Source organism: Bifidobacterium apicola (assembly GCF_042846865.1).
Classification (GTDB): domain Bacteria; phylum Actinomycetota; class Actinomycetes; order Actinomycetales; family Bifidobacteriaceae; genus Bombiscardovia; species Bombiscardovia apicola.
In genome coordinates this window covers 51536-76020 of record NZ_BAAFQQ010000001.1, presented here as the reverse complement: position 1 = coordinate 76020, position 24485 = coordinate 51536, and the positions used below count along the sequence as shown (strand labels likewise).

17 protein-coding genes and 2 tRNA genes are annotated in these 24485 nt (G+C 59.4%); 9 read left to right on the top strand and 10 right to left on the bottom strand.

Going from position 1 to position 24485, the window contains the following annotated elements:
• Nucleotides 1-63 precede the first annotated feature (63 nt).
• From fucP to ACGG9J_RS00295, 4 genes are all read left to right on the top strand, one after another.
• Nucleotides 64-1434 (top strand): L-fucose:H+ symporter permease, encoded by a 1371-nt coding sequence (fucP, locus tag ACGG9J_RS00310; protein WP_390132565.1) that lies wholly within the window; start codon nucleotides 64-66, stop codon nucleotides 1432-1434.
• Between the two features lie 14 nt (nucleotides 1435-1448).
• Entirely contained in the window at nucleotides 1449-2465 is a 1017-nt protein-coding gene (locus ACGG9J_RS00305) for an aldose 1-epimerase family protein (protein WP_390132563.1), read from the top strand.
• An 8-nt stretch (nucleotides 2466-2473) separates the two neighbouring features.
• Complete coding sequence (gene rbsK / locus ACGG9J_RS00300) at nucleotides 2474-3400, top strand: ribokinase (protein WP_390132561.1); 927 nt, start codon at nucleotides 2474-2476, stop codon at nucleotides 3398-3400.
• A 154-nt stretch (nucleotides 3401-3554) separates the two neighbouring features.
• A complete protein-coding gene (locus ACGG9J_RS00295) occupies nucleotides 3555-4379 on the top strand; it encodes an oxidoreductase (protein ID WP_390132559.1) in 825 nt (274 codons plus the stop codon).
• A gap of 950 nt (nucleotides 4380-5329) precedes the next feature.
• Here ACGG9J_RS00295 and guaA read toward each other — a convergent pair.
• Nucleotides 5330-6892, bottom strand: a complete 1563-nt coding sequence (gene guaA / locus ACGG9J_RS00290; protein WP_390132557.1) for a glutamine-hydrolyzing GMP synthase — start codon at nucleotides 6890-6892, stop codon at nucleotides 5330-5332.
• A 338-nt stretch (nucleotides 6893-7230) separates the two neighbouring features.
• Between guaA and ACGG9J_RS00285 the strand changes: the two genes are divergently transcribed.
• The 3 genes from ACGG9J_RS00285 (at nucleotide 7231) to ACGG9J_RS00275 (ending at nucleotide 12957) form a co-directional block, all read left to right on the top strand.
• On the top strand, nucleotides 7231-9705 hold the full coding sequence (locus tag ACGG9J_RS00285) for a phosphoketolase (RefSeq protein WP_390132555.1): 2475 nt from the start codon (nucleotides 7231-7233) through the stop codon (nucleotides 9703-9705).
• A 156-nt stretch (nucleotides 9706-9861) separates the two neighbouring features.
• Nucleotides 9862-11550 carry a phosphate acetyltransferase gene (gene pta, locus ACGG9J_RS00280; protein ID WP_390132553.1) on the top strand — a complete coding sequence of 563 codons (1689 nt, stop codon included), beginning with the start codon at nucleotides 9862-9864 and terminating at the stop codon, nucleotides 11548-11550.
• A 180-nt stretch (nucleotides 11551-11730) separates the two neighbouring features.
• The gene (locus tag ACGG9J_RS00275) at nucleotides 11731-12957 is read left to right on the top strand and encodes an acetate/propionate family kinase (protein ID WP_390132551.1); all 1227 of its coding nucleotides are present in this window, start codon (nucleotides 11731-11733) and stop codon (nucleotides 12955-12957) included.
• A gap of 158 nt (nucleotides 12958-13115) precedes the next feature.
• Here ACGG9J_RS00275 and hisN read toward each other — a convergent pair whose 3' ends face one another.
• Both hisN and aroA read right to left on the bottom strand, forming a co-directional pair.
• Nucleotides 13116-13916: a histidinol-phosphatase gene (gene hisN, locus ACGG9J_RS00270; protein ID WP_390132549.1), complete on the bottom strand. Its 801-nt coding sequence runs from the start codon at nucleotides 13914-13916 to the stop codon at nucleotides 13116-13118.
• Nucleotides 13917-13948: 32 nt separating this feature from the next.
• On the bottom strand, nucleotides 13949-15304 hold the full coding sequence (gene aroA, locus ACGG9J_RS00265) for a 3-phosphoshikimate 1-carboxyvinyltransferase (protein WP_390135267.1): 1356 nt from the start codon (nucleotides 15302-15304) through the stop codon (nucleotides 13949-13951).
• A 117-nt stretch (nucleotides 15305-15421) separates the two neighbouring features.
• Between aroA and ACGG9J_RS00260 the strand changes: the two genes are divergently transcribed.
• A tRNA-Pro gene (locus ACGG9J_RS00260) sits at nucleotides 15422-15495 on the top strand.
• 2 nt (nucleotides 15496-15497) lie between these two features.
• Here ACGG9J_RS00260 and ACGG9J_RS00255 read toward each other — a convergent pair.
• The 5 genes from ACGG9J_RS00255 to ACGG9J_RS00235 all read right to left on the bottom strand — a co-directional run bounded on the left by ACGG9J_RS00255 (nucleotide 15498) and on the right by ACGG9J_RS00235 (nucleotide 20856).
• A complete protein-coding gene (locus tag ACGG9J_RS00255; protein WP_390132547.1) occupies nucleotides 15498-16181 on the bottom strand; it encodes an NUDIX hydrolase in 684 nt (227 codons plus the stop codon).
• A gap of 35 nt (nucleotides 16182-16216) precedes the next feature.
• A complete protein-coding gene (locus ACGG9J_RS00250; RefSeq protein WP_390132545.1) occupies nucleotides 16217-17134 on the bottom strand; it encodes a Nif3-like dinuclear metal center hexameric protein in 918 nt (305 codons plus the stop codon).
• Nucleotides 17135-17182: 48 nt separating this feature from the next.
• Complete coding sequence (gene polA / locus ACGG9J_RS00245) at nucleotides 17183-20077, bottom strand: DNA polymerase I (RefSeq protein ID WP_390132543.1); 2895 nt, start codon at nucleotides 20075-20077, stop codon at nucleotides 17183-17185.
• Nucleotides 20078-20084: 7 nt separating this feature from the next.
• On the bottom strand, nucleotides 20085-20732 hold the full coding sequence (locus ACGG9J_RS00240; RefSeq protein WP_110452193.1) for an ANTAR domain-containing response regulator: 648 nt from the start codon (nucleotides 20730-20732) through the stop codon (nucleotides 20085-20087).
• A gap of 50 nt (nucleotides 20733-20782) precedes the next feature.
• Nucleotides 20783-20856, bottom strand: a tRNA-Leu gene (locus ACGG9J_RS00235).
• A 121-nt stretch (nucleotides 20857-20977) separates the two neighbouring features.
• Here ACGG9J_RS00235 and ACGG9J_RS00230 point away from each other — a divergent pair.
• The gene (locus ACGG9J_RS00230) at nucleotides 20978-21571 is read left to right on the top strand and encodes an NUDIX domain-containing protein (RefSeq protein ID WP_390135266.1); all 594 of its coding nucleotides are present in this window, start codon (nucleotides 20978-20980) and stop codon (nucleotides 21569-21571) included.
• Nucleotides 21572-21802: 231 nt separating this feature from the next.
• On the opposite strand, the gene pyk is transcribed toward ACGG9J_RS00230, so the two are convergent.
• Both pyk and ACGG9J_RS00220 read right to left on the bottom strand, forming a co-directional pair.
• Nucleotides 21803-23245 (bottom strand): pyruvate kinase, encoded by a 1443-nt coding sequence (gene pyk, locus ACGG9J_RS00225; protein WP_390132541.1) that lies wholly within the window; start codon nucleotides 23243-23245, stop codon nucleotides 21803-21805.
• A gap of 111 nt (nucleotides 23246-23356) precedes the next feature.
• Entirely contained in the window at nucleotides 23357-24358 is a 1002-nt protein-coding gene (locus ACGG9J_RS00220; RefSeq protein WP_390132539.1) for a TerC family protein, read from the bottom strand.
• Nucleotides 24359-24485: the final 127 nt, after the last annotated feature.

The window sequence follows — 24485 nt, the reverse complement described above, 5'->3', positions numbered from 1 at the left end:
GACTCTTATATTCTCGGCATACGCAATGCGGCGGCCACCGAATGCAAACCCAAGGAGGGGTTCATGCAATCAACAACCTTACAGAAGCGTCCAAAAGCATCCTTTCATCCATTCAGACTGCGCGCGCAGGAATTGGATGATGGATACCTGGACAGGACGCCGATGCTCCAGTACATCCTGCTCTCCTGTCTATTCCCCCTTTGGGGAGCGGCCGCCAGTCTCAATGACATACTCATAACCCAGTTCAAGACCATCTTCACCCTGTCCAATGTCGCCAGCGCCTTTGTACAGACAGCCTTTTATCTGGGCTACTTTCTGATCGCCATACCGGCTTCGCTCATCATCAAGAAGACCTCATACAAGGTCGCCATCATGATCGGCCTTTCGCTGTACACCATCGGCTGTTCGATTTTCTTCCCAGCCTCGCGCATGGCCACCTACGGCTTCTTCCTGATCGCCCTGTTCGCCTTGGCCTGCGGCTTAAGCTTCCTGGAGACCTCGGCCAACACCTTCAGCTCCCTCATGGGACCTAAGAAGTATGCCACTCTGCGGCTTAACATCTCTGAGACTTTTTACCCGCTTGGCGCCATAGCAGGCATATTGCTGGGCAAATACCTGATCTTCGGTGCAGGCCAGAGCCTGGAAAAGCAGATGGAAGGGCTTCACGGACAGGCCCGCATCACCTTCGGCGAGCGCGCCCTTCAACATACGCTGTTGCCTTACAAATACATCATCTTCGTCCTGCTGGTCGCCCTAGTGCTTTTCGCATTGACGCAGTTCCCTTCAGGCAAGCCCAGGGTGGATTCCACCAAGCAGCAGCCTCAGGCGCGCATCGGCGAGACACTGGCCTATCTTGCGCACAATCGCCGCTTCCTTTGGGGAATTTTCACCGAATTCATGTATATAGGAATGCAGACGGCTGTATGGTCCTTCACCATCAGATTGGCCATGGAGCTCAATTCCTCGATCAATGAACGTTCGGCATCAACTTTCATGATCTACAGCTATGTCGCCTTCTTCGTAGGCAAGGTTATTGCCAACTTCATGATGAAGTCCATCCAGCCCGCCCGGGTTCTGCAGTGGTTCTCAGCCTTCGGACTAGCAGCCTTGGTCTACGTCATCCTGGTGCGCAACATGAGCGCCGTCTATGCGGCCATCATCGTCTCGGGTTTGTTCGGACCCTGCTGGGCCACCATCTACTCCCAGACCTTGGAGACGGTAACCGATAAGCGCCACACGGAAACAGCGGGCGCCATCATCGTCATGTCCATCATGGGCGGGGCTTTCATCCCTGTTGTGCAGGGATTCCTTGCAGACATCTCGAACATGTCCCTGTCCTTCCTCATTGATGTGGTCTGCTTCGCGGTCGTCGCCGTCTATTCCACGGCGAAGATGCGCGCCTTCAAGGCTGAAGACGCCCGGAAAAGCCAATGAAAGGAAAATCAACTATGCAACAGCTCCATCTCAATCATGACATGTTCGGCTCGGCCGAATTCACCCTCTATCAGGACGATGATTTCAAAGCCGTCACCTTCACCTACCCATCAGGAGTTGAAGCGATCCGTCTGGAGAACTCACGCGGCCAGCTCACCCTCCTGCCCTACATGGGCCTGATCATTTGGGATGCGGTCTTCGACTCCATCAGCCTGAAGATGAAGGACATGTTCTCTCAGCCTCTGCCCGGCACCGGCATCGCTGATACCTACGGCTGCTTCCAGTTCACGTCAGGTCTCCTCGGCGGCGGAACGCCCGCCCCCGAGGATGACTATCAGCTCCACGGCGAAGCTGCGACCAGCCGCATGGACAGCGCCTGGCTGGAATCCGAAGAAGAAGCCATGTCAATACATGGACAATTCGAATATGTCAAAGGGTTCGGCGACCACTACCTGAGTCGGCCATTCGTAACGCTGCACGCGGATTCCGGACTCTTCGACATCGGCCTGGAAGTCACCAACCTCTCCCACTGCCAAACCATGCCTCTGCAATACATGTGCCATATGAACTACGCCTATGTGCATGGCGGGCGCATGGAACAGAACGTGCCTGACGAGGCTTTCCGCCTGCGCCAGACCGTTCCGGCTCACGTCCATCCCACTGCGCAATGGTTGGCCTACAACGAAGAGCTCAAGACAAGCGGCGAGCTGATCAATGACCTGAACGATGAGAGCCATTACGACCCTGAGATCGTCTTCTTCTCCCAGAACCTGACCAAGTTCACGGATATAGCCGAATTCCGACTCCATCTGAATGCCGAGCACAACTTCCTGACACGGTTCAGCACAGAGCAATTCCCCATCGCCACCCGCTGGATCCTGTACAACGCCGATCAGCAGGTGGCGGCCTTTGCTCTGCCCGGCACCAGCACGCCCGAGGGCCGCGCCGCCGCTGAGAAAGCGGGCACCCTGATCCATCTGAAGCCCCAGGAAAAGCGTTCATTCCTGGTAACCACCGGCCTGGAAAGGTAAAGAAGAATATGGCTGACATCACTGTCATCGGTTCCAATATGTATGAGCTGACCACCTTTGTCGATCGCATGCCGGTCGAGGGAGAGACTGTGGAAGCTCCTGAATTCGAGATGGGGTTCGGCGGCAAGGGGGCCAACCAGGCCATCGCTGCCGCCCGTCTGGGTTCAGATGTCAATTTCATCACCATGGTCGGCAAGGACGAATTCGGCAGACAGCAGCTGGAGAACTACCGCAGCAATGGCATCAGAGCCGAGGGAATCGGTATCGCTGGTGGAAGCAGCGGCGTGGCGCCGATCTTTGTGGACACCAGCGGCGATAATCGAATCCTGATCGTCAAAGGCGCCAACAAGCAGCTGACCCCCGCTGCCTTGGATGACAAAAAAGACCTGATCAAGGGGTCGAAACTGATCGTTCTCCAACAAGAGATCGCCCTGGAGACGAACTACCATGCAATCGAACTGGCAGAGAATTACGGCGTCCCGGTCCTGCTGAACCCTGCGCCAGCCAATGACGATCTGAACATCGACTATGTATCCAGAGTGGCCTTCTTTGCGCCGAATGAGACCGAGCTGGCAACGCTCACTGGAATGCCCACAGGGACATTGGACGAGATCAAGGCCGCAGCACGGAACTTGATTAAGCGTGGGGTAGGCAACCTGATTGTCACCATGGGCGGCAAGGGCGCCCTATGGGTCAGCGCCGACCAGGAGCTGCTGGTGCCTGCGGTCACGGTTGAAGCCGTGGATACCACTGGCGCCGGCGATGCCTTCATCGGCTCGTTCGCCCACTACTACACGCAGGGCGAGGATGTGCCAACAGCTCTGGGCCACGCCAACAGATATGCGGCAATCAGCGTCACGCATCGAGGCACCCAGAAAGCTTATCCAACGGCCGCCGAACTGAACAACCTCCTGCTGGAAATGGTGCAGGCATAAGGTCTTCGTTATAGTCGCATTGCCAGACGTGGACGAGCAGACCGCCCTCGTCTGGCTTTTTATGTCTTCACTGCGAAATGCTGTCATATACTGTGCCTCAAAGACAGGCAAGAGACAGAGTTCTTGGAAATGTCGGTCAAAAAGGGGTGAGGAAATGACCAATCGAGTGGCGCTGGTCACTGGAGCCACCAGCGGCATAGGGTATGAAACCGCTCGAATGCTCGCCGATCATGGATACCGCGTATATGCTGCAGGACGACGAGTCGAACGACTGAAGCCACTGGCCGACAAGGGAGTGACAGCCGTGCAGATGGACCTGACCGATTCTGCATCCATTCAAAAGGCTGTGGCCCGAATTCTGCAGAAGGAAAAGCGGGTCGACCTGCTGGTCAACAACGCCGGCTACGGCTCCTATGGCCCGGTCGAGCAGGTCTCCATTGACGAGGTCCGTCGACAATTCGAAGTCAACCTCTTCGGCCTCGCCCGATTGACCCAGCTGGTGCTGCCTGCCATGCGCCAAGCCAGACGCGGCCGCATCGTGAACACCTCATCCATGGCAGGCCGAATGGTCACCTATATGGGTGCCTGGTACCATGCCACCAAGTATGCCCTTGAAGCCTTCAGCGACGCTCTGCGTATGGAAATGCGTCCCTTCGGCATCGACGTAGTCCTGATCGAACCCGGAGCCATTGCCACCAACTGGGGCGCAATAGCCGCCGATCATCTCCAGACAGCCACCCGCAAAAGCGCATATCAACAATCAGGATCCCGAGCTGCTAACGGACTGCGCAAGCTGTACTCCAGCAGGCATCTGACCCAACCATCAACCATTGCCAAAGCCATCGTCCGTGCATCGACGGTACGCCATCCCCGCCCACGCTACCTTTTGGGCTTCGGCGCCAAACCCCTGGTCGCTCTTCATGCCCTCCTCCCCACCCGCGCCTGGGACTATCTGATGATCCATGCCAAGGACCTGTAAGCGATAAGACAAGGTATCCAAACGATTCGCCCACGGAGCCGAATGCTCGCAATAAGGTTAAGATGTTAGGAATCGAGACTCGACTTGCCCGATGTGTCATACCAAGAGTCCGATATGCCCCTGGCTTCCTTTTTCCTCATTGAAATAAGCAATGGAATCGTTAAATTGAATACTGTCATTGAGTAGATAGTCCGTGCGTTGACTGTGAACATCCTAATGATGGACGCATCCTCGTCCTATTAGCTCCGCGAGCTGCAGAACTCAAAAGCTCCCTCTGAAGAGTTACCAAGCTTTGCAAACGGACAGACAAGACGACTAGGGTCTACCCAAAGTCACGAACTATCAGTCACCCTGATCATGAACCGCTCCTAGGCGAATGGACTAGGGACACGGTCAAATCCAGTTCCAAGCTCGAGAGGGTCAGGCAGGCGCTATCGTGGAGACTGTAATTGACAAGATTAAGGCCCACCTTCTATTTACGCCACCGCCGGTTATAGCTTTCCCCAACTGGGAAGGCGAATGGGGATAGAGCCTCTCTATGGACGAAAATGACATAACTGTAGACACCATAACCGGCATCCAGCATGTGTTCCAACTCTTATCAGTAGCATAATCGCTGAGTCAAAGCTATATCAGCGGCTTCCTGATCGACCATGGGCGACTCACGATGCCCAAATCAGTGGTTTGGGAATACGCAACATGCTAACGGATAGGACGAGATAGCAGTGGGGAGCTGGAAAACAAAAGCCGCGACACTGGAGTTCATCGGCTCCTCTTCGGCAAGAACACTAGCGCTCTCTTAAGGCACATATCAAATGACTGTTGCGGCAGTTGCTTCGTTGGCTTTTGGCACTAAAAGAGATCAGAAACCAACCATATGGGCCGAATAATGCCATATGAGTGCATTGCCACATATGTGTGCATTGCCATATGAGCGTCGGCCCAACCGTTCACTCCCACTCGATGGTTGCCGGCGGCTTGGAAGTGCAGTCCAGGACCACGCGGTTGATGCCCGGGCACTCGTTCGTGATGCGTGTGGAGATTGTGGCCAGCACGTCATAAGGCAGCCGTGTCCAGTCAGCAGTCATAGCATCCTCAGAGGAGACTGGACGTAGCACGATCGGCGAGCCATAGGTGCGCTCGTCACCCTGTACGCCTACTGAATGCACATTGGCCAGCAGCACCACCGGGCATTGCCAGATCTGCCGGTCTAGTCCAGCCTTGGAAAGCTCTTCACGGGCGATGGCGTCGGCCTCGCGCAAGGTCTGCAAACGTTCGCGGGTGATCTCGCCGATGATGCGGATGCCCAGACCTGGGCCCGGGAAGGGCTGACGCCAGACGATCTGGTCAGGCAGTCCCAGTTCGGTGCCGATGGCCCGGACCTCATCCTTGAAGAGGGTGCGCAGCGGTTCGATCAGCTGGAACTTGACGTCCTTGGGCAGACCGCCCACATTGTGGTGGGACTTGATATTGGCCGCTCCGTCTCCACCGCCCGACTCGACCACGTCAGGGTAGAGCGTGCCCTGCACCAGGAACTTGACCTCCTTGCCGGTCTTGCCGGCCTCCTCAATCACCTGTCGCTGGGCCTTTTCAAAGGTGCGGATGAACTTCTCGCCGATGATCTTGCGCTTGCGCTCAGGCTCGGAAACGCCCTTGAGGGCGGTCAGGAAGTCCTGCGAGGCATCCACGGCGATCAGCTTGATGCCAGTGGCGGCCACAAAATCATGCTTGACCTGCTCGGCCTCCCCTTTACGCAGCAGACCGTGATCCACAAAGACGCAGGTCAGCTGGTCGCCGACGGCCCTGTGGACCAAGGCAGCTGCCACTGCTGAGTCGACGCCGCCCGACAGGCCGCAGATGACCTGGTCATCACCCACCGTGCGACGGATCTTCTCCACCTGTTGCTCGATGATGCCCGAGGCGTTCCAGTCCGACGGCAGTCCCGCGCACTGGTGCAGGAAGCGATAGATCAGGTCCTGTCCCAGAGGGGTGTTGGTCACCTCGGGATGCCACTGGACCCCGTACAGCCCCCGGGAAGGATCCTGCATGGCCGCAACTGGAGCACCTTCGGTATGCGCCAGAACCTCAAAGCCTTCGGGCGCGCGGTTGACGGCGACGCCATGGCTCATCCACACATCCTGCCGGGCGGGCGAATCCTGCAGTATCCCTTTGGCGCTGTCGATGAAGGCCTCGGTCTTGCCGTACTCCCCCAGGGCCGCCTTGTCCACCTCGCCGCCAAGCTCATGGGCCATGACCTGGAAGCCGTAGCAGATGCCCAATACGGGCACCCCAGCCTCGAAAATCCGCTTGTCGATAGTAGGCGCCCCGTCCACGTAGACAGAGGCTGGACCGCCTGAGAGGATTACCGCCTTGGGATCCTTGGCCAGCATCTGGTCCAGGCTCATCGAATGAGGCACCAGCTCGGAGTAGACCCCCGCCTCCCTGACTCGACGAGCGATCAGCTGGGCGTACTGCGCACCGAAATCGACCACCAGGACGGGACCCTGTGCCATAAGACTCCTTATATATATGTATGCTGTATCTGCCATGAATATCTGTGAGCGGCGATTCCGCGCCTACAGACATGTCTAGTATGGTTGCTGTTTTCGACAATGCTACCGTCGTTGAGCCCTCATTGGCACTCTCGATGGTCATTCATGTCTGCAAAGCAGACAATTCCATCGCATTTTCTCACAAGAGCGAACACACACTGCAAGAAAACGTTCAGAAAAGTCTGCTCGTTCACGTACCATGAAGTCATTGGGTATGGACTCGACGGGTGCCTGAAACGACACTGTGCGAGCCCGTAACCGAGGTAAATAAACAATCGCACTAAAGTGCAGGAGTACACATGACGAATCCTGTTATCGGCACCCCCTGGGCGAAGCTGGAGACCCCAATCGCCGAGGAGACCCTCGAGGCCGTCGACAAGTATTGGCGGGCGGCCAACTATCTTTCCATCGGACAGATTTACCTTCGCAGCAACCCCCTGATGAAGGAGCCCTTCACTCGGGAGGATGTCAAGCATCGTCTGGTCGGCCACTGGGGCACCACCCCCGGCCTGAACTTCCTGCTGGGCCATATCAACCGACTGATCGCCGACCATCAGCAGAACACCGTGATCATTATGGGCCCCGGCCACGGCGGCCCCGCTGGCACCTCGCAGTCCTACCTGGATGGCACCTACAGCGAGTACTACCCCAAGATCACCAATGATGAGGCTGGCCTGCAGAAGTTCTTCCGCCAGTTCTCCTACCCTGGCGGCATTCCCTCCCACTTCGCGCCTGAGACCCCTGGGTCCATTCACGAAGGCGGCGAGCTGGGCTATGCCCTTTCCCACGCCTACGGCGCCATTATGAACAACCCCAGCCTCTTCGTGCCCTGCATCGTTGGCGATGGCGAGGCCGAGACCGGCCCTCTGGCCACCGGCTGGCAGTCCAACAAGCTGGTCAACCCCCGCACCGACGGCATTGTCCTGCCCATCCTGCACCTGAACGGCTACAAGATCGCCAACCCGACCATTCTCTCGCGCATCTCCGACGAAGAGCTGCATGAGTACTTCCATGGCATGGGCTATGAACCATTCGAGTTCGTTGCAGGATTCGACGACGAGGACCATCTGTCCATCCACCGTCGCTTCGCCGACCTGCTGGAGACCGTCTTCGACAAGATCTGCAATATCAAGGCCCGGGCCGAAACCGACGACATGACCCGTCCATTCTACCCCATGATCATCTTCCGCACTCCCAAGGGCTGGACCTGCCCCAAGTTCATTGACGGCAAGAAGACCGAGGGATCCTGGCGCGCCCACCAGGTGCCGCTGACCTCCGCCCGCGACACCGAGGCCCACTTCCAGGTTCTCAAGAACTGGCTGGCCTCTTACAAGCCCGAGGAGCTCTTTGACGAAAAGGGAGCCCTGCGTCCCGAGGTCACCAGCTTCATGCCCAAGGGCGAGCTGCGCATCGGCGAGAACCCTAACGCCAATGGCGGGCGTCTGCTCAAGCCGCTGGAGCTGCCTGACATCCACGACTACGAGATCGATGTCAAGAAGCATGGCCATGGCTGGGGCGCCACCGAGGCCACCCGCGTCCTGGGCTACTACACCCGCGACGTGCTGGCCAAGAACCCCACCGACTTCCGCATCTTCGGGCCTGATGAGACGGCCTCCAACCGTCTGGCTGCCGCCTACGAAGTGACCAACAAGCAGTGGGATGCCGACTACCTGTCGGAACTGACCGACGAGCACATGGCCCACACCGGCCAGGTCATCGAGCAGCTCTCCGAGCACCAGATGGAAGGCTTCCTGGAAGGCTATCTGCTGACCGGGCGCCACGGCATCTGGAGCTCCTATGAGTCCTTCGTGCACGTCATCGACTCCATGATCAACCAGCATGCCAAGTGGCTGGAGGCCACCGTCCGCGAGATCCCGTGGCGCAAGCCCATCGCCGGCCTGAACCTCCTGGTCACCTCACACGTCTGGCGTCAGGACCACAACGGGTTCTCCCACCAGGATCCGGGCTTCGTCGATATCCTGCTGAACAAGAACTTCAACAACGACCACGTGGCCAACATCTACTTCCCCGCTGATGCCAACATGCTGCTGAACGTTGGTGAGCGTTGCTACAAGTCGACCAACTGCATCAACGCCATCTTCGCCGGCAAGCAGCCTGCCGCCACCTACCAGAGCGTGGACGAGGCCGCTGCCGAGCTGGAGAAGGGGGCTGCCCGCTGGGATTGGGCCTCCAACGCCAAGGACGCAGAGGATGCTGATGTCGTCATCGCCACCGCAGGCGACATCCCCACCCAGGAGGCCCTGGCCGCCGACGATATGCTGCAGAAGCTGGGCGTGAAGGTTCAGTTCGTCAACGTGGTCGACCTGCTGAAGATCCAGGATGCCGAGGAGAACGATCAGGCCCTGTCCGACGAGGAGTTCACCGAGCTCTTCAGCAAGGACAAGCCGGTCCTGTTTGCCTTCCATGCCTATCCCGGCTCCATCTACCGCCTGATCCACGGACGCCCCAACCACGACAACTTCTCCGTGCACGGTTACGAGGAGCAGGGCTCCACCACCACACCATTCGACATGGTGCGCGTCAACAACATGGACCGCTGGTGCCTGGCCGCCTCCGCTCTAAAGCTGGTAGATGCCGACAAGTACGCCGACCAGATCGACAAGTGGACCAAGTTCCGCGACGAGGCCTTCCAGTTCGCCGTGGACAAGGGCTACGACCACCCCGATTACACTGATTGGGTCTGGCCCGATGCCAACCGCGCCGGCCAGGAGACCATCTCCGCCACCGCCGCGACCGCCGGAGACAACGAGTAATACGCTGATCCGATTCTGGAACCGCCCGTCATGCGCAGCCCGTATGACGGGCGGTTCCCTTTTTGCGGCCTGGAAAATCGCCAATGGTCTTATACTGGACAAGGTTGTGAACAAAGCAGTCATCGAGACAACCACGTCCGGACAGGAGAAGACACAGTGAGTCTTGCAAGCATCACCATCATCAGCCCAGAAGCCGCCAACGGCCGCAATGTTGTAGCCTACGGCCTGACCAAGGCCTTGAGCGCCAAAGCGCAGACAGCCGTATTCAGGCCAATCGCCTGCAGGAAGCACCCATTGACCCCGGAACTGGTAGCAGCCAGCTCATTCCCCGCCACAGATCCGGAGATCTGCCGTGGCAAGTGCCCGGGGCACGCCACTGAGGACACCATGCAGACCCGGGCCGATGTCCTCAACGCCTACGACGGGCTGGTAGAGGCGACTCATCCTGAACGTGTCCTGATCGTGGGCAGCGATGCCTCAAAGCTCTTCGACCCCGACCTGTTTGCACTGAATGCACAGATCGCCGCCGACCTGAGGTCCCCGGTCATGCTGGCCGTCTGCACCATCGGCAGAGAACCCGACCAGGTCATGAAAACTGTGGCTGCCTGCCGGCGGACCATCGAGGCCCAGGGAGCCGTGCTTGCCGGCATCTTCATCACCGGATGCCGGCCTGAGCAGAAGGCGCCACTTACCCAGATTTTCCAGGAATACGATCTGCCGACCTGGACCGTCTCCAAGATGGACTTCGACACGGATCCGTCCGCCGACCAGGCTCGCCAGGCCACCAGCCAAACGTTCCAGCAGGAGGTGGATGTCGATCAGGTGCTGAAGGCCGCAGACGCAGCCAGCCCCAAGGCCACCACGCCTGTGGCCTTCCAGAACGATCTGCTGGCCAAGGCCAAGGCCAACAAGAAGACCATCGTCCTGCCCGAAGGCGGGGAGGACCGCATCATCAAGGCGGCCGACTACCTGCTGGCCCGCGACATCGTCGATCTGATCATCGTGGGCGACAAGGATTCCATTCTGGCGCGCGGCAAGGAACTTGGCCTCAACAACCTGGACAAGGCCTCCTTCCAGCCCATGGACGACGAGCAGGTGCTGGCTCCCATGGTCGATCGCCTCTGCCAGCTGCGTGCCAAGAAGGGCATGACCCCGGAGCAGGCGCGCAAGCAGCTGGCTGATCCCTCCTACTTCGGCACCATGCTGGTGGTGTTGGGCAAGGCCGATGGCCTGGTGTCCGGCTCGATCAACTCCACTGCCAACACGGTCCGTCCCGCCCTGCAGGTGATCAAGACCAAGCCAGGCGCTTCACTGGTCTCCGGAGCCTTCCTCATGTGCTTCCCCGACCATGTGGCGGTCTTCGCCGACTGTGCCATCAACCTCAACCCATCCTCGGAGCAACTGGCTGACATCGCCATCCAGTCGGCCCAAACCGCTCGCTCCTTCGGCGTGGATCCGCGAGTGGGCATGCTCTCCTACTCCACCCTGGGCTCGGGCAAGGGCCCGGATGTCGACCTGGTTGAAGAGGCCACCCGTCTGGCCAAGGAGAAGGCGCCGGACCTGCCCATCGTGGGCCCCATCCAGTTCGATGCGGCCTGGTCGCCCACTGTGGCAGCGACCAAGGCCAAGGGCGATCCGGTCGCCGGAAAGGTCAACGTCTTCGTCTTCCCCAGCCTCAGCGCCGGCAACATCGGATACAAGGCCGTACAGCGCACCTCTGGCGCCTTGGCCATCGGACCGGTCCTGCAGGGGCTGAACAAGCCGGTCAACGACCTCTCGCGCGGCGCTCTGGTGGCCGACATCATCAACACCGTGGCCCTGACCGCCGTCGAGGCCCAGGACTGATCGATGACTCTATAAACCTCCGGGGCTGTTGCTGGCTCCCATCTCCCAACATGGATCCAGCAACAGCCCCAAAACTATGTCAGCCCGGCAATATACCGCGCCTTGTAAGGGCCGACGAGTAATCTGGAAGACTGATTGAGGAGCGCAGGCTCTATACAAATACATCAGGAGGATGCCCCAATGGCGAAAACCGTCCTAGTCATCAATTCGGGTTCAAGCTCGATCAAGTATCAGCTGGTCGATCTGGAGACCAGCCAGAGCCTGGCCTCGGGCCTGGTCGAGAAGATCGGCGAGCCCACCGACGGCCATTACAAGCACGAGGTCAATGGCGAGAAGCATGAGCTTGAGGAGCCCATCCACGACCATGAGACCGGACTCAAGCGCGTCCTAGGCTTCTTCAAGGAGTATGGACCGGATCTGGACAAGGCCGGCATCATCGCTGTGGGCCACCGTGTCGTCCAGGGCGGAGCCATCTTCCCCAAGCCTGCTCTCCTGACCAAGAAAACTTTGAGCCAGGTCAAGGATCTGGCTGTGCTGGCCCCCCTGCACAACGGGCCCGAGGCTGAAGGCGCCGAGGTTATGAGCCGGTTGATGCCGCAGACCCCGCAGGTCTTCGTCTTCGACTCATCCTTCTTCTTCGAACTGCCCAAGAAGGCCTCCACCTACGCTCTCAATAAGGACATCGCCAAGCAGTACCACATCCGTCGCTACGGCGCCCACGGAACCAGCCATCAGTATGTGGGCCAGCTGGTTCCCGACCTGCTAGGCAAGCCTGCAGAAGGACTGCGGCAGATCGTCCTGCACATTGGCAACGGGGCTTCCGCTTCGGCGCAGGTCTCCGGACATCCCGTCGAGACATCCATGGGCTTGACCCCCCTGGAGGGACTGGTCATGGGCGGCCGCACCGGCGACATCGACCCTGCCGTTGTCTTCCATCTGATCCGCAACGCCCACATGAGCGTGGATGAGCTGGACACCCTCTTCAACAAGCGTTCCGGCATGACCGGCCTGACCGGCCATGGCGATATGCGCGAGGTCCACAAGCTGATAGCCGAGGGCGATGAGGATGCCAAACTGGCCCTGGACATCTATATCCACCGCATCGTCGGCTACATCGGCAACTACACTGCCCAGATGGGCGGCCTGGACGCCATCACCTTCACCGCCGGAGTGGGCGAAAATGACGAGATCGTGCGCCGCCAGGTCGTCGAGCAGCTGGAGCCCTTCGGCGTGAAGCTGGACCAGGAGAAGAACGACCAGCGCTCCAAGGAGGCCCGGATCATCTCCACCCCCGACAGCACGGTCGCCGTCTGTGTCATCCCCACCAACGAGGAGCTCTCCATCGCCCGCCAGGCAGAGGTTGTCGCCAGCCAGGGCGACGCCTATGGCAACAAGTTCCAAGCCTGAGCGCCGAACTGACCTGTCCGCTCAACCCAACTGATGGTTGAATGGTGGATGGTTAAGGTCCAGATTTGGTTCTATGGACTTGGTATTAAGAACCAAATAGGCCGGTGACCACATACATTGCTGTGGTTGCCGGCCTTCTTATATACGCTTATAATATCTCAGTCGCCCAGGGCCTCCAAGGCTTCCTTGTGCAGAAGACCGTTGCTGGCAAGACCATTGCCGCCCCAGGGCCCCGGGTTTCCCGCCAGATCCGTAAAGCTGCCTCCCGCCTCGGTCACGATGGGCACCAGCGCACCCATGTCATAGAGATCAAGTTCCGGCTCGGCTGCCAGGTCGATGGCTCCCTGAGCCAGGAGCATATACTGCCAGAAGTCCCCGAATCCACGCAGGCGCCAGATCCGATCCGTCAGGTCAAGAAGCTGCTCCCGGCGTTCTATAGCTTTCCATCCAGTCAACGATGAAATGGACATGGAGGCATCTTCCATCCGGTCCACTTTTGATACGCGGATCGCCTTGGGTTCTTCTCCCTGGCGTGCCATGTATGCTCCTTGACCTTGCGCGGCATACCAGCGGGTGCCGAGCATGGGAGCCGATACCGCGCCGACCACCATCTCGTGGTCGGCCTCCAAGCCGATAAGAGTCGCCCATATCGGAACTCCGCGCACATAGTTCTTGGTTCCGTCAATCGGATCGATGATCCACCGCCTGCCGTTTGATTCCTGCTTGCCCAGCTCTTCGGCATAAATGGTATCGTCCGGCCGAGCTTGGGCCAGAACGCGACGAATCACCGCTTCTGCCTCCTTGTCAGCCTGGGTAACTGGGGTATTGTCCGCCTTGCATTCCACCTTGAGATCCGATGACATGAAGTAGCCCATCGTAACCTGATCGGCCTTATCGGCCATGGCTATGGCCAGATCCAGGTCCGCCTGCCAGATCCGCCCGCCAGCCTCGACATTCATAACACGGCTCCTTTCGCTCGAATCGCTCTGGTTCAATCTTGACCGCCGCCTGCCAGCATCCGCTTCCACATATTTGGAAAGTCAGGCAAGGTTTTGGCTGTGGTACCGATGTCGCGCACCCGGATGCCAGGTATTCTAAGTCCGATCATGGCGGCAAAGGTGGCCATGCGGTGGTCGGCATAGGTCTTCATGGCAGCCCCGTGCATATTCTGAGACGGCACAGGTTCGATCTCAAGGCCATCGTCCAACTCAGCCGCATGGCCGCCTACTCTGATGATCTCCGTGACAAGCGCCTTCAGCCGGTTGGTCTCATGACCGCGCAGGTGGGCGATGCCGTGCAAACGACTGGGTCCGTCGGCAAAGACCAGCATGGCTGCGATCGAGGGCACAATCTCCCCTGCTGGGGACAGGTCGAAGTCGCCGAGCCCATGTATGGCTTCCCCGCCGGTCACCTTGCAGGCGGCACTCCCCTGCCCATCAGGAGCCATGTCTACCTTCGCGCCCATAGTCTTCAGATACCTGGGCAGCAAGCCACCGGGCTGGGTGGTGTGGTCCGGCCAATTGGGTACGCTGACTTGCCCTCCTCCTATCAGAGCCGCTCCTAGGAAGGGGGCCGCATTCGACAGATCGGGCTCCACCTGGACTTGATCAGGCAACTGCGTTCCAGCAGATCCCCTGCCTTCAACGCTCCACCTGCAGTGGTCGGGATCAGCCTGGACCTGGACTCCGGCCTGATGCAGGTCCTCAACAGTCATGGCTATGTGCGGAAGGCTGGGAAGATGCTGACCAGAGTGGACGATGGTCATAGTGCCACCAGCCCTAGCAGCCAGCAGCAGGAGACCGGAAATGAACTGTGAAGACGCTGAAGAGTCTATGATCACCTCTCTGCCGACCAGGTGAGCCGGCGGCGTCAGCATAAAGGGCAGGAATCCCTCCTCCCCCAGGTACTCGATTTTGGCTCCCAGCTGGGTCAGTCCGTCCAGCAGAGGCCTCATGGGACGACGATAGGCTTGCTCGTCTCCGTCGAAGCGCGTCGGTCCATCAGCCAGCATGGCCAGACCCGGCACGAACCGCATGACGGTCCCGGCCAGCCCGCAGTCAACTAAGGTGCCGCCTTGAAAGCGTCCGCCTGTCGGCGGGACAACCATTACATTCGTAGGATCACTCGGGTCTATTCGACAGACCACTCCAAGGGCTTCCAGGGCGCGAATCATCAGGTCTGTATCACGCGATCTGAGCAGACCGGCCAACCTGACGGGGCGACTTCCCAGAGCCGCCAGAATCAGATACCTGTTTGAGAGGGACTTGCTTCCCGGAATGGTCACCGTTGCATGCAAGGGGCCACTCGCTTGCGGCGCTGCCCATATCTCTTCCACTGTCATGGTCACCATGGTAACCGTAGGCGCAGAGGTGTTCCCGCTGCTTGCTCGTCCTACTGGACCAGCGGAGATCCCACCCTGTGCTATATTGATAAACTGTGCCCATACGGTGATACCGTTGGGCGCCGGGCTATAGCGCAGCTTGGTAGCGCGCCTGCTTTGGGTGCAGGATGTCGCCGGTTCAAATCCGGCTAGCCCGACTTCAATGCTTTTGCAGACGACGAATGGCCTCATGCTGGATGGCCACCACTGCCTTGGCATCTGCGACTCCCGATGCGCAGAGCTCCTGCCAGGAGACCCAGGCCGACTGGATATGCTCGCCCGGGTCAAAGTCGGTGGGTCCCCGATGCCAGCGACACAGATGCAGGACCACAATGTGTCCAAGCTCGTCGCACATACCCAGGGAGGAGTAGACATCGGGAGCAGCATCGATCCAGCCGTCCTCCGGATCCAGGTGGCTTTCTGAGCCCGGCACACCCTCGGGCCCGGGCACCAGACCGGTCTCCTCACGCAGCTCGCGCAGGACGGCCTTGACGGGGCTCTCCCCCGGGTCGATGAAGCCGGCTGGCAGGCCGAAGACATAGGCCTGGGCCCCCACCCGGTATTCGCGGGTCAGCAGATAGGCATCGGCAGCGCAGTCATGCACCAGCATGACCACACAGGGGTCGTGACGGATGAGCTGCCGGTCGATGGTTTCCTTGGAACCGTCACGCCGGAACATGGCCACCTGCTGCTGGTCGATAACGAATATCGGGCCGTGGAAGACCTCCCTGTCATCCATCAGCTCGGGAGCGCGGGTCATATCGATGCCTTTGGGACCCTGGCCGTCCTGACCGGCCAGTCTGGCAGCCAATCGTGCCTGCAGATCCTGTGCTTCATCGCTCATGAAATCACTCCTCCTCAACCATCAATCCTCAGCCGTCAACGCACCACCATGGTCCAGGGATCGGTGACGATGGACGAAACCTCCACCTGCGGGCGAACACCAGTAGCAGTTTCCAGGGCCCTGGCAATGTCTCCCTTGGCGTAGCGGAACCAGAGGCTCTCAATTGCCGAATGCGGGGTGTTGATCAGCATGGGTCTGGGCTGATTGGGCCGACCGGCCATCCTGGCCTCATAGAGGGCCTGTTGGTAGGCGTCCGTGGCAGGGTGATGGCGCAAATCGCTGGTGATGTAGACATCGGCCCCCGTGGATCGAACCAAGTCGAACTCGGAATCCCCCGAGCCGGGCAGCAGGGCGACTGTAGAGACCATGGCCTGGGACGGACCAACCGCCTGAACACCCAAAGCCGTCCTGGGCAAGAGGCCCGCCACGGTACGGACCAAATCCTCAAATGGCGTGGGCTTAGGAAGCCGTCCCCAACGACCCAGGCCCACCTGGATCCCCTGATCCGCGTGCAGATCGCGGTTTGAGACCGGCTGAGGGGCCAGCGGTTGTGCCTCCTGCAGATCAAGAGCATCGGCAGCGGCTTGGGCCACACCACGGTAAGCGGCATCAGCGTTAGTATGCCCCACCCAAAGCCCACAGTGGCCCTCAATCAGTCTGGTTATCATATCCCCGCGGAAGTCCAGGCCGGAAACCTGGTGGACCGATCTGAAGAAAAGCGGATGGTGAGTGATCAGCAGGTCGGCCTTGTGGTCCAGAGCCTCCTGAACCACATCGGGCCGAGGGTCCACAGCACACCAGATTCGTCTGACTGGCCAGGACGAATCCCCCGCCACCAAACCTGGATGGTCCCAGTCCTCCGCGTAGTCCAGAGGGTAAAGCCCCTCCAGCAGATCCACCACTTGGCCCAGGGGCACCGAAGGCCTCTGAACCTCATCCTGTTCATCAGGCATGATGATCCCTCCTCGGATCCTACTAGGCTCGGGCCACCCCATGTCAGGTCAGTGAGCAGCCAGTTCCCAGTCCTGGCCGATGCCGGTGGACACATCCAGGGGCACGGCCAATTCAACGGCATGTTCCATGGAATCCTTGACCAGCTTGGTGGCCTTTTCGGTCTCGCCGGGAGCGATCTCCACCAGCAATTCATCGTGGATCTGCAGGGAGATGCGGCTTTTCAGCCCCTGATCGGACAAGGCACGGCTGGCCTTGATCATGGCGATCTTCATGATGTCGGCAGCCGACCCCTGGATGGGCGCATTCAGGGCGGCCCTCTCGGAGGCCTCGCGGGTGGGACGACGCTTGGAGCGCAGCCCAGGGAAGTAGCGCCGCCGCCCGAACATGGTCTCGGTGTAACCCTTCTCCCGGGCATCGGCCACTAGGGACTCCAGGTACTCATGAACCTTGCCGAAGGTGGCGAAGTACTTGGCACGCAGCACGTCAGCCGCAGCTGGGCTGATCTTAAGCTGCTGGGCCAGGCCATAGGTGCTCAGCCCATAGGCCAGCCCGTAGCTCATGGCCTTCACGTGGGAGCGCTGGTCTCCGGTGACCTCCTCCATGGGGATGTCATAGACCAGGCTGGCCACATACCGGTGGAAGTCCGCGCCAGACTTGAAGGCGTCGATCAGGGCCTGATCCCCGGAAAGATGGGCCATGATCCGCAGCTCCACCTGGGAGTAGTCCGAAGAGAGCAAGGCCTCGTATCCGTTGCCTGGCACGAAGGCCGAACGGATCTCACGGCCCCGGGCATCCCGGTTGGGGATGTTCTGTAGGTTGGGATCCACCGAGCTCAGCCGCCCGGTGGCGGCCACAGTCTGCTCGTAGGTGGTGTGCAGCCGTCCATCCCGTGGATTGACCGCCTCGCGCAGGGTCTGCACGATCTGCTTGAGCTTGTTGGTCTCCCTGTGCTTGAGCAGGGCGCCCAGGAAGTCGTTGGCACGCTCGTTGTTGACCGACTTGATATAGAGGTCCTGCAGGACCGAGACGTTGGTCGAATAGGAGCCTGTCTTGGTCCTATGGGTGGGCACCAGGCCCATGTCGTCGAAGAGCACCTTGCTCAGCTGCTTGGGACTCTGCAGGTTGACACGGCTGCCGGCCCTATCCCAGGCGATTTCCTGGGCCTGGCGGGCCTCGGCGGCGAACCGGTCGTGCATCTCCTTCAGGCGGGCATCGTCCACCTTGGCGCCCTCGGTCTCCATCTGCGCCAGGACTGCGGAGGTGGGCAGCTCTATGGTGCGCAGCAGACCGTACTGGTGACGCTCGTCCATCAATTCCTGCAGGCGCTCGGAAACCATCATGACGTACTGCGCCTGGCGAAGAATCCGAGTCCCCCGTCGGCGTTCGTCCTCATCCTCTCGCCCGTCCAGGGCCAGAGCCCCCTGGGTGGCCTCAGGCTCCTCCTCCACGGGAATGGCAAGGAAATGGGCAACGGCCTGTTCAAGGTTGTCGGCATGAAAATCAGGTTCAGCCAGGTAGCCTGCCAGCTTGGTGTCGAACAGGGGCAGAGGCATATGCAACCCCTGGCTCTCCAAGAGGTGCAGGTGCTCCTTGTAGCCATGGACCACGCAGGTGCCGATCCGCTGGTCGATCAGCTCCTGGATGGCCCCACGCATATCTTCGTCTATGTCTTCTGCCATCAGGACCAGGCCGTGCCCGTCCATGGAGAGAATGGCCAGCTCCTCCAGGCCATAGTCGCCGTGTTTGGCCCAGCCGATGGCGTGGAGAACCCAGTGCTCCTTCATGGCCTCGCTGCAGCGCATGGCATTCTGGTCGGAGTCGCCGATGTCCTTGATCTTGTCCAAGGATTCGGCCATGGCCTTGACATGGTCCGCCGAACGCTGGCAAAGGGCCTTGTCCGGCAGATGCTTCTCGCACCAATCCCGCAGCTGGTCGCCGGACTCCGCCTTGTCACGCTCGGGCTGGACGAACTCCTCCTGTTTGTTGCTAACATCGACCAGTGCCGAGGCTGGAGAGTAATCGTAATCGGCAACCGTATTGAAGCCCCGCAGAATCTTCTTGCGGGTCTGGGGGCCGAACTGCAATTGCTCGAAGATGGGCAGGACCTGATCCGTGTGGATGGTGCCGAACCGCAGATCTTCCACCTTCACACCCAGGTCAAGATCCCGCACTAAGGCATTGACTTTCCGGTTGAGCCGCACCTGATCGGCGCTCTCCGCCAGAGCCTGGCCCTTCTTGCCGCCTATTTCGTCAGCGTGCTCCAGAATGGAATCCAGCGATCCGTATTTGTTGATCCATTTGGCGGCATAACCGTCGCCCACGCCAGGCACGCCAGGGATGTTGTCGGCGCCTTCGCCGCGCATGGCGGCAAGATCCGGATACTGCTCCGGGGACACCTTGTATCGGTCCTTGATAGCCTGGGGCGTCATGTGCTTGAGATTCTTGAAGTGGTGGCCTGGGTAAAGCACGGTGATGTCGTCGTCCACCAGCTGGAAGGCATCCCTGTCTCCCGACAGGACCAGAGTCTTGAAGCCGGCCTGCTCCCCCATGGTTGCCAGTGTGCCGATGATGTCGTCACCCTCATAGCCGGGCTTTTCGATATAGGTGATGCCCAGACCCTTGAGCAGGTCCTGGATCAGAGGCAGCTGGCTCAGCAGTTCCTCGGGAGCGGCCTCGCGGGTGCCCTTGTACTGAGGCAGCATGTCATTGCGGAAGGTGCCGCCCTTGACATCAAAAGCCACCCCCATGTGGGTGGGCTTTTCCTTGGCCATGACATCCGCCAGCATAGTGGCAAAGCCCCATACCGCGTTGGTGGGCTGCCCTGTAGAGGTGGTGAAGTTCTCGACGGGAAGGGCATAGAAGGCCCGGAAGGCCAGCGAATGTCCATCGACGACCAGCAGGGTGCGGTCGTTCTTGTCCTGCTTCTTCGTCTGGTCTTCCATAAAAGGGCTAACGGTCGTTCTGATTGGCCACGTTGTTGATGACCACGTCAGCCACTTCCTGCATGGTCAGCCTGCGGTCCATGGAGGTCTTCTGGATCCAGCGGAAGGCCTCGGACTCGGTCATGCCCATGCTCTCCATGAGCAGACCCTTGGCCCTGTCCACCCGCTTGCGGGCCTCGAAACGGGCTTTCATGTCGGTGACCTCGTCCTTCAGGGCGTTGATCTGGTCAAAGCGCGAGATAGCCACCTCAAGGGCTGGCAGCAGCTTTTCCGGGGCGAAGGGCTTGACCACGTAGGCCATGGCTCCTGCATCAGCCGCCTTCTCAACCAGGCTCTGCTGGGAGAACGCCGTCAGCATAACCACCGGGGCCAGGTTCTCCTTGCCGATCTCAGTGGCGGCGGTAATGCCGTCAGTGCCGGGCATCTTCACATCCATAACCACCACGTCGGGCCTCAGCTCGCGAGTCAGATCAATGGCTTCCTGGCCGCTGGCCGCCTGGCCGACCACGTCATAGCCGGCATCCTCGAGAGCTTCAACGGTATCGAGCCTGATCAAAGCCTCATCCTCCGCCACAACCACGGTCCGCCCTTCGGGGGACTCGCTGCGGTTCTTACTCTCTGAAGCCACTTTCAACCTCGTTTCCTGAAAGTCCATCTGCCCTTCACCAGATAACCGATGAAAGACGGATGGGGTTCGCTTTATCGTGCCCCCGGTGAGACTCGAACTCACACTGCACGGATTTTGAGGCCGTTTCCTCTACCAATTGGGATACGGGGGCTTTTCATTACCACAGAGAATCTACCATACTTTGACGACGACGCAAGGTTATTCGTGTTGAATCTGCCTTAGAATGAAGACAGTTATGTATACAGGCACATCAGCAGTCGAAGGAGAGCATGATGACCACTCAGATCTATCGACGGTTCGATCCTTGGCGCACCTCCCCCGTCCAGGAGAAGGCCCGCAACCAGATTATGGACAGCCACTATTTCAGCGTCGACAGGGTCACCTATGAATCCAGCGACAATCAGACTTTTGATCGCAGCATAGTCAGCGAAAAGCACGGGGACACCATCGCCGTCCTGGCCATCACCGACGACGGTCGGATACCTTTGGTCGAGCAGTACCGTCTGCCCACCCACCGTTGGACCCTTGAGCTGCCCGCCGGTCATCCGCTCAACGATAAGGAAGCCCCCATTGATGTGGCCACCAGACGACTGCGCGAAGAGGCCGGATACAAGGCAGCCTCCTTCAACCAGTTCGCAAGATTCATCAACACTCCCAGCTTCTCCACGCAGCACACCACGCTTTTCTACGCCGAAGGCCTGACCCCGGTTCAGCCCGCCAGTCTTGCTCCTGAAACCCCACACCAGAATGTGCGACTTTTCACCGTGGATGAGGCCTACGACATGGTGATCGCAGGAACCATACTGGATGCCAAAACCACCATCGCCATCCTGCGAGCCAAAATCGGACTTTCCGACCTGCACTGACAACCCCCCGAGAACAACTGCCCGCTGTCAATGCAGTTAAAGCCTGGGTCAGGGATGACATGCTTGCCTGAGACTGGAACCCTCAAACAGCGAACCGGTGGCCTCTCTCTCCCCTGCATTGAAGATCAGGGGAGAGAGAGGCCACCGGTTCGCTGCTATATCAGTGCGAATAAACCTCACGGTTCACCTGCCGGACTGACTCAATCGACAGTCAGGCAGGTGAAAGGAGAATCACTCGTTGGCACCCACCGTGTGCACATAGATGCAGTCGGTGTTTCCCGGCTCATACTCGCCCTGGGCACTGCTGAGCACCACCAGGCAGTCGCCGTCAGAGACTTTGCCCTGCTTCTTCAAGGTGGAATCCACGAAGGCCATAAGACCTGCGCGGTTGAAGTCGTGGTAGTCCTGCTCGCACATGAAGGCCTCGGTGCCCCAACTCAGAGCCAGCCAATGATAAGTATGCTCATCGGTGGTCAGCGCATAGATGGGGGCGGCCGGACGCTCGCGGGAGACCCGATGCACGGTGTTGCCGGTCTGAGTGAAGGCCACGATGGCCTTGGCGTTGATCTTATCTGCCAGATCCACGGCTGCGGAGGAAACAGCACCGGAGTTGGACATGTCCAGGTTGTGCATATCCGGGATACGGTCAAAACCGTGGGTGGTGGCATACTCAGAGATTCGGGCCATGGTAGAGACGGTAGTGTCGGGATAGTCGCCCACGGCGGTCTCGTTGGAGGTCATGGTGGCGTCAGCGCCGTCCAGGACGGCGTTGGCGCAGTCAGAGGCCTCGGCACGGCTGGGGATGGGCGAGTGAACCATGGAGCCCAAAACCTCAGTGGCGACGATGACTGGCTTGGCGTACTGACGGGCCAGCTCGATGCAACGCTTGGTCACCAGAGGGACCTGCTCGAAAGGCATCTCCACGGCCATATCGCCGCGGGCCACCATGATGCCGTCGAAGGCCCTGACGATCTCCTCCAGGTTCTCAACCGCCTGGGGCTTCTCGATCTTGGCCACGATGGGGATTCGGCGACCTTCTTCGTCCATGATCTCGTGGGCGCGGTCGATGTCGGTGGCGAAGCGAACAAAGGACATGGCGATGATGTCGGCGCCGGTGCGGATGCCCCAGCGCAGGTCCTCCTCGTCCTTGGGAGTCAGCGCCGGCAGGCTCACGGCCACACCGGGCAGGTTGATGCCCTTGTGGGAGGAGACCGGACCAGCCACGACCACCTTGGTGTGGACCTGATTGCCCTCGACCTTGGTGACCTCCAGACGGACCTTGCCATCATCGATCAGAATAGGATCGCCGGGATGGCAGTCCCCGGGCAGACCCTTGAAAGTGGTGGAGGTTATGTGCTCGTCACCCTCGACATCGTCGGTGGTGATGGTGAACTCCTGGCCCTCCTTGAGGATGACCTTGTCTTCGCCCTGCTCGTTCTTCTTGAACCAGCCGCAACGAATCTTGGGACCCTGCAGATCAACCAGAGCAGCTACATTGCGTCCAGTCTCCTTGCTGGCCTGACGCACGTTGTTGTAAACCTTGAGGTGATCTTCGGGGGTACCGTGGGACCGGTTGAGCCTGGCCACATCCATGCCGGCCTTGACCAGCTTGGTGATGTTCTCCAGCGACTCCGAAGCCGGCCCGATAGTATCGACGATCTTGGCTTTGCGCATATGCTACCTGCCTGTTCTTTTTCTTACTTACCGTTCTATTGTACAGACTCAGCCTGATGGGTACCAGTATTTCCCGTTAGCGCTAACAATTCTTGTGGCTCAAGGCTTTATCTACCGTTTTTCTTCCTTTGAGACCGTTCCAGAGGACACCCGGCGGCTCTTGAGCACCGAAGCCAGAGCGGCAATGCCGACAGCCAAAACGATGACCAGAAGGGAGGCCCAGGTGGGGATATCGGGCACGGCTGTCAGAGGCTGTCCGCCGTTGATGAAGGGCAGAGTGTTGCCGTGCAAAGCTTCCATAATCAGCTTGACCCCGATGAAAGCCAGGACCACAGCCAGCCCCAGGGGCAGGTACTCCAGCTTGTCCAGCAGGGAACCCAGCAGGAAGTAGAGCTGCTGAAGGCCCAGCAGCGCGAAGACATTGGAGGTGAAGACGATGAAGGGATCCTTGGTCAGCCCGAATATAGCAGGTATGGAGTCGAAGGCGAACATGACATCAGTGGTGCCAATGGCCAGGAAGACTACCAGCATAGGCGTGAAGTAGCGCTTGCCCTCAAAAGTGGTCCGCAAATGTTCACCGTCGTAGTGGCTGGTAATAGGAATGACACGGCGCAGGACCCTGATCAGTCCGTTTTCATGGTATTCCTCCTGCTTGCCTCGGCTGGACACCATGTTCCAGGCGGTATAGAGCAGGAAGAAGCCGAAGATGAAAAAGACCCAGGTAAAGCGAGTAATCAGCGCCGTTCCAGCTAAAATGAACACCCCGCGCAGCAGCAGAGCGATGGTGATGCCGATGCTGAGCACATAGCGCTGAAGCCGAAGCGGCACAGCGAAATTGGTCATGATGATGACGAAGACAAAAAGGTTGTCGATGCTGAGTGAATACTCGGTCAGCCAGCCTGAGTAGAACTCGATGGCCGGCTTGGAGCCGGCCACCTTCCAGATCAGCGCCCCGAAAATCAGTGCCATGGCCACGAAGAATCCGATGTGCCGCACGCATTCACCGGTCGAGGGCACATGTGGCCGCCGTCCGATCACCAGAAGATCGACCACGAAGAAGAGGGCCAGCACAACCAGGCTCACGACCATAAACGGCAGAGGTGTCTCGGACATATCACCAGACTCTAGCGGCATGATGTGACGTGCTCGTCTCCCCCGCCTGCATATGCCTCACCACGCGCGCCGACGGCGGCCTGTAGGCGGGGCCTGTGATGACCTTGTCTGGCATCACAGGCATGCA

What these genes read in the sequence shown, in the direction of transcription:
- fucP (WP_390132565.1), top strand. Translation starts at nt 64, where the DNA reads ATGCAATCAACAACCTTACAGAAGCGTCCAAAAGCATCCTTTCATCCA.
- ACGG9J_RS00305 (WP_390132563.1), top strand. Translation starts at nt 1,449, where the DNA reads ATGCAACAGCTCCATCTCAATCATGACATGTTCGGCTCGGCCGAATTC.
- rbsK (WP_390132561.1), top strand. Translation starts at nt 2,474, where the DNA reads ATGGCTGACATCACTGTCATCGGTTCCAATATGTATGAGCTGACCACC.
- ACGG9J_RS00295 (WP_390132559.1), top strand. Translation starts at nt 3,555, where the DNA reads ATGACCAATCGAGTGGCGCTGGTCACTGGAGCCACCAGCGGCATAGGG.
- guaA (WP_390132557.1), bottom strand. Translation starts at nt 6,892, where the DNA reads ATGGCACAGGGTCCCGTCCTGGTGGTCGATTTCGGTGCGCAGTACGCC.
- ACGG9J_RS00285 (WP_390132555.1), top strand. Translation starts at nt 7,231, where the DNA reads ATGACGAATCCTGTTATCGGCACCCCCTGGGCGAAGCTGGAGACCCCA.
- ACGG9J_RS00275 (WP_390132551.1), top strand. Translation starts at nt 11,731, where the DNA reads ATGGCGAAAACCGTCCTAGTCATCAATTCGGGTTCAAGCTCGATCAAG.
- hisN (WP_390132549.1), bottom strand. Translation starts at nt 13,916, where the DNA reads ATGAATGTCGAGGCTGGCGGGCGGATCTGGCAGGCGGACCTGGATCTG.
- ACGG9J_RS00255 (WP_390132547.1), bottom strand. Translation starts at nt 16,181, where the DNA reads ATGAGCGATGAAGCACAGGATCTGCAGGCACGATTGGCTGCCAGACTG.
- ACGG9J_RS00250 (WP_390132545.1), bottom strand. Translation starts at nt 17,134, where the DNA reads ATGCCTGATGAACAGGATGAGGTTCAGAGGCCTTCGGTGCCCCTGGGC.
- polA (WP_390132543.1), bottom strand. Translation starts at nt 20,077, where the DNA reads ATGGAAGACCAGACGAAGAAGCAGGACAAGAACGACCGCACCCTGCTG.
- ACGG9J_RS00240 (WP_110452193.1), bottom strand. Translation starts at nt 20,732, where the DNA reads ATGGACTTTCAGGAAACGAGGTTGAAAGTGGCTTCAGAGAGTAAGAAC.
- ACGG9J_RS00230 (WP_390135266.1), top strand. Translation starts at nt 20,978, where the DNA reads ATGACCACTCAGATCTATCGACGGTTCGATCCTTGGCGCACCTCCCCC.
- pyk (WP_390132541.1), bottom strand. Translation starts at nt 23,245, where the DNA reads ATGCGCAAAGCCAAGATCGTCGATACTATCGGGCCGGCTTCGGAGTCG.
- ACGG9J_RS00220 (WP_390132539.1), bottom strand. Translation starts at nt 24,358, where the DNA reads ATGTCCGAGACACCTCTGCCGTTTATGGTCGTGAGCCTGGTTGTGCTG.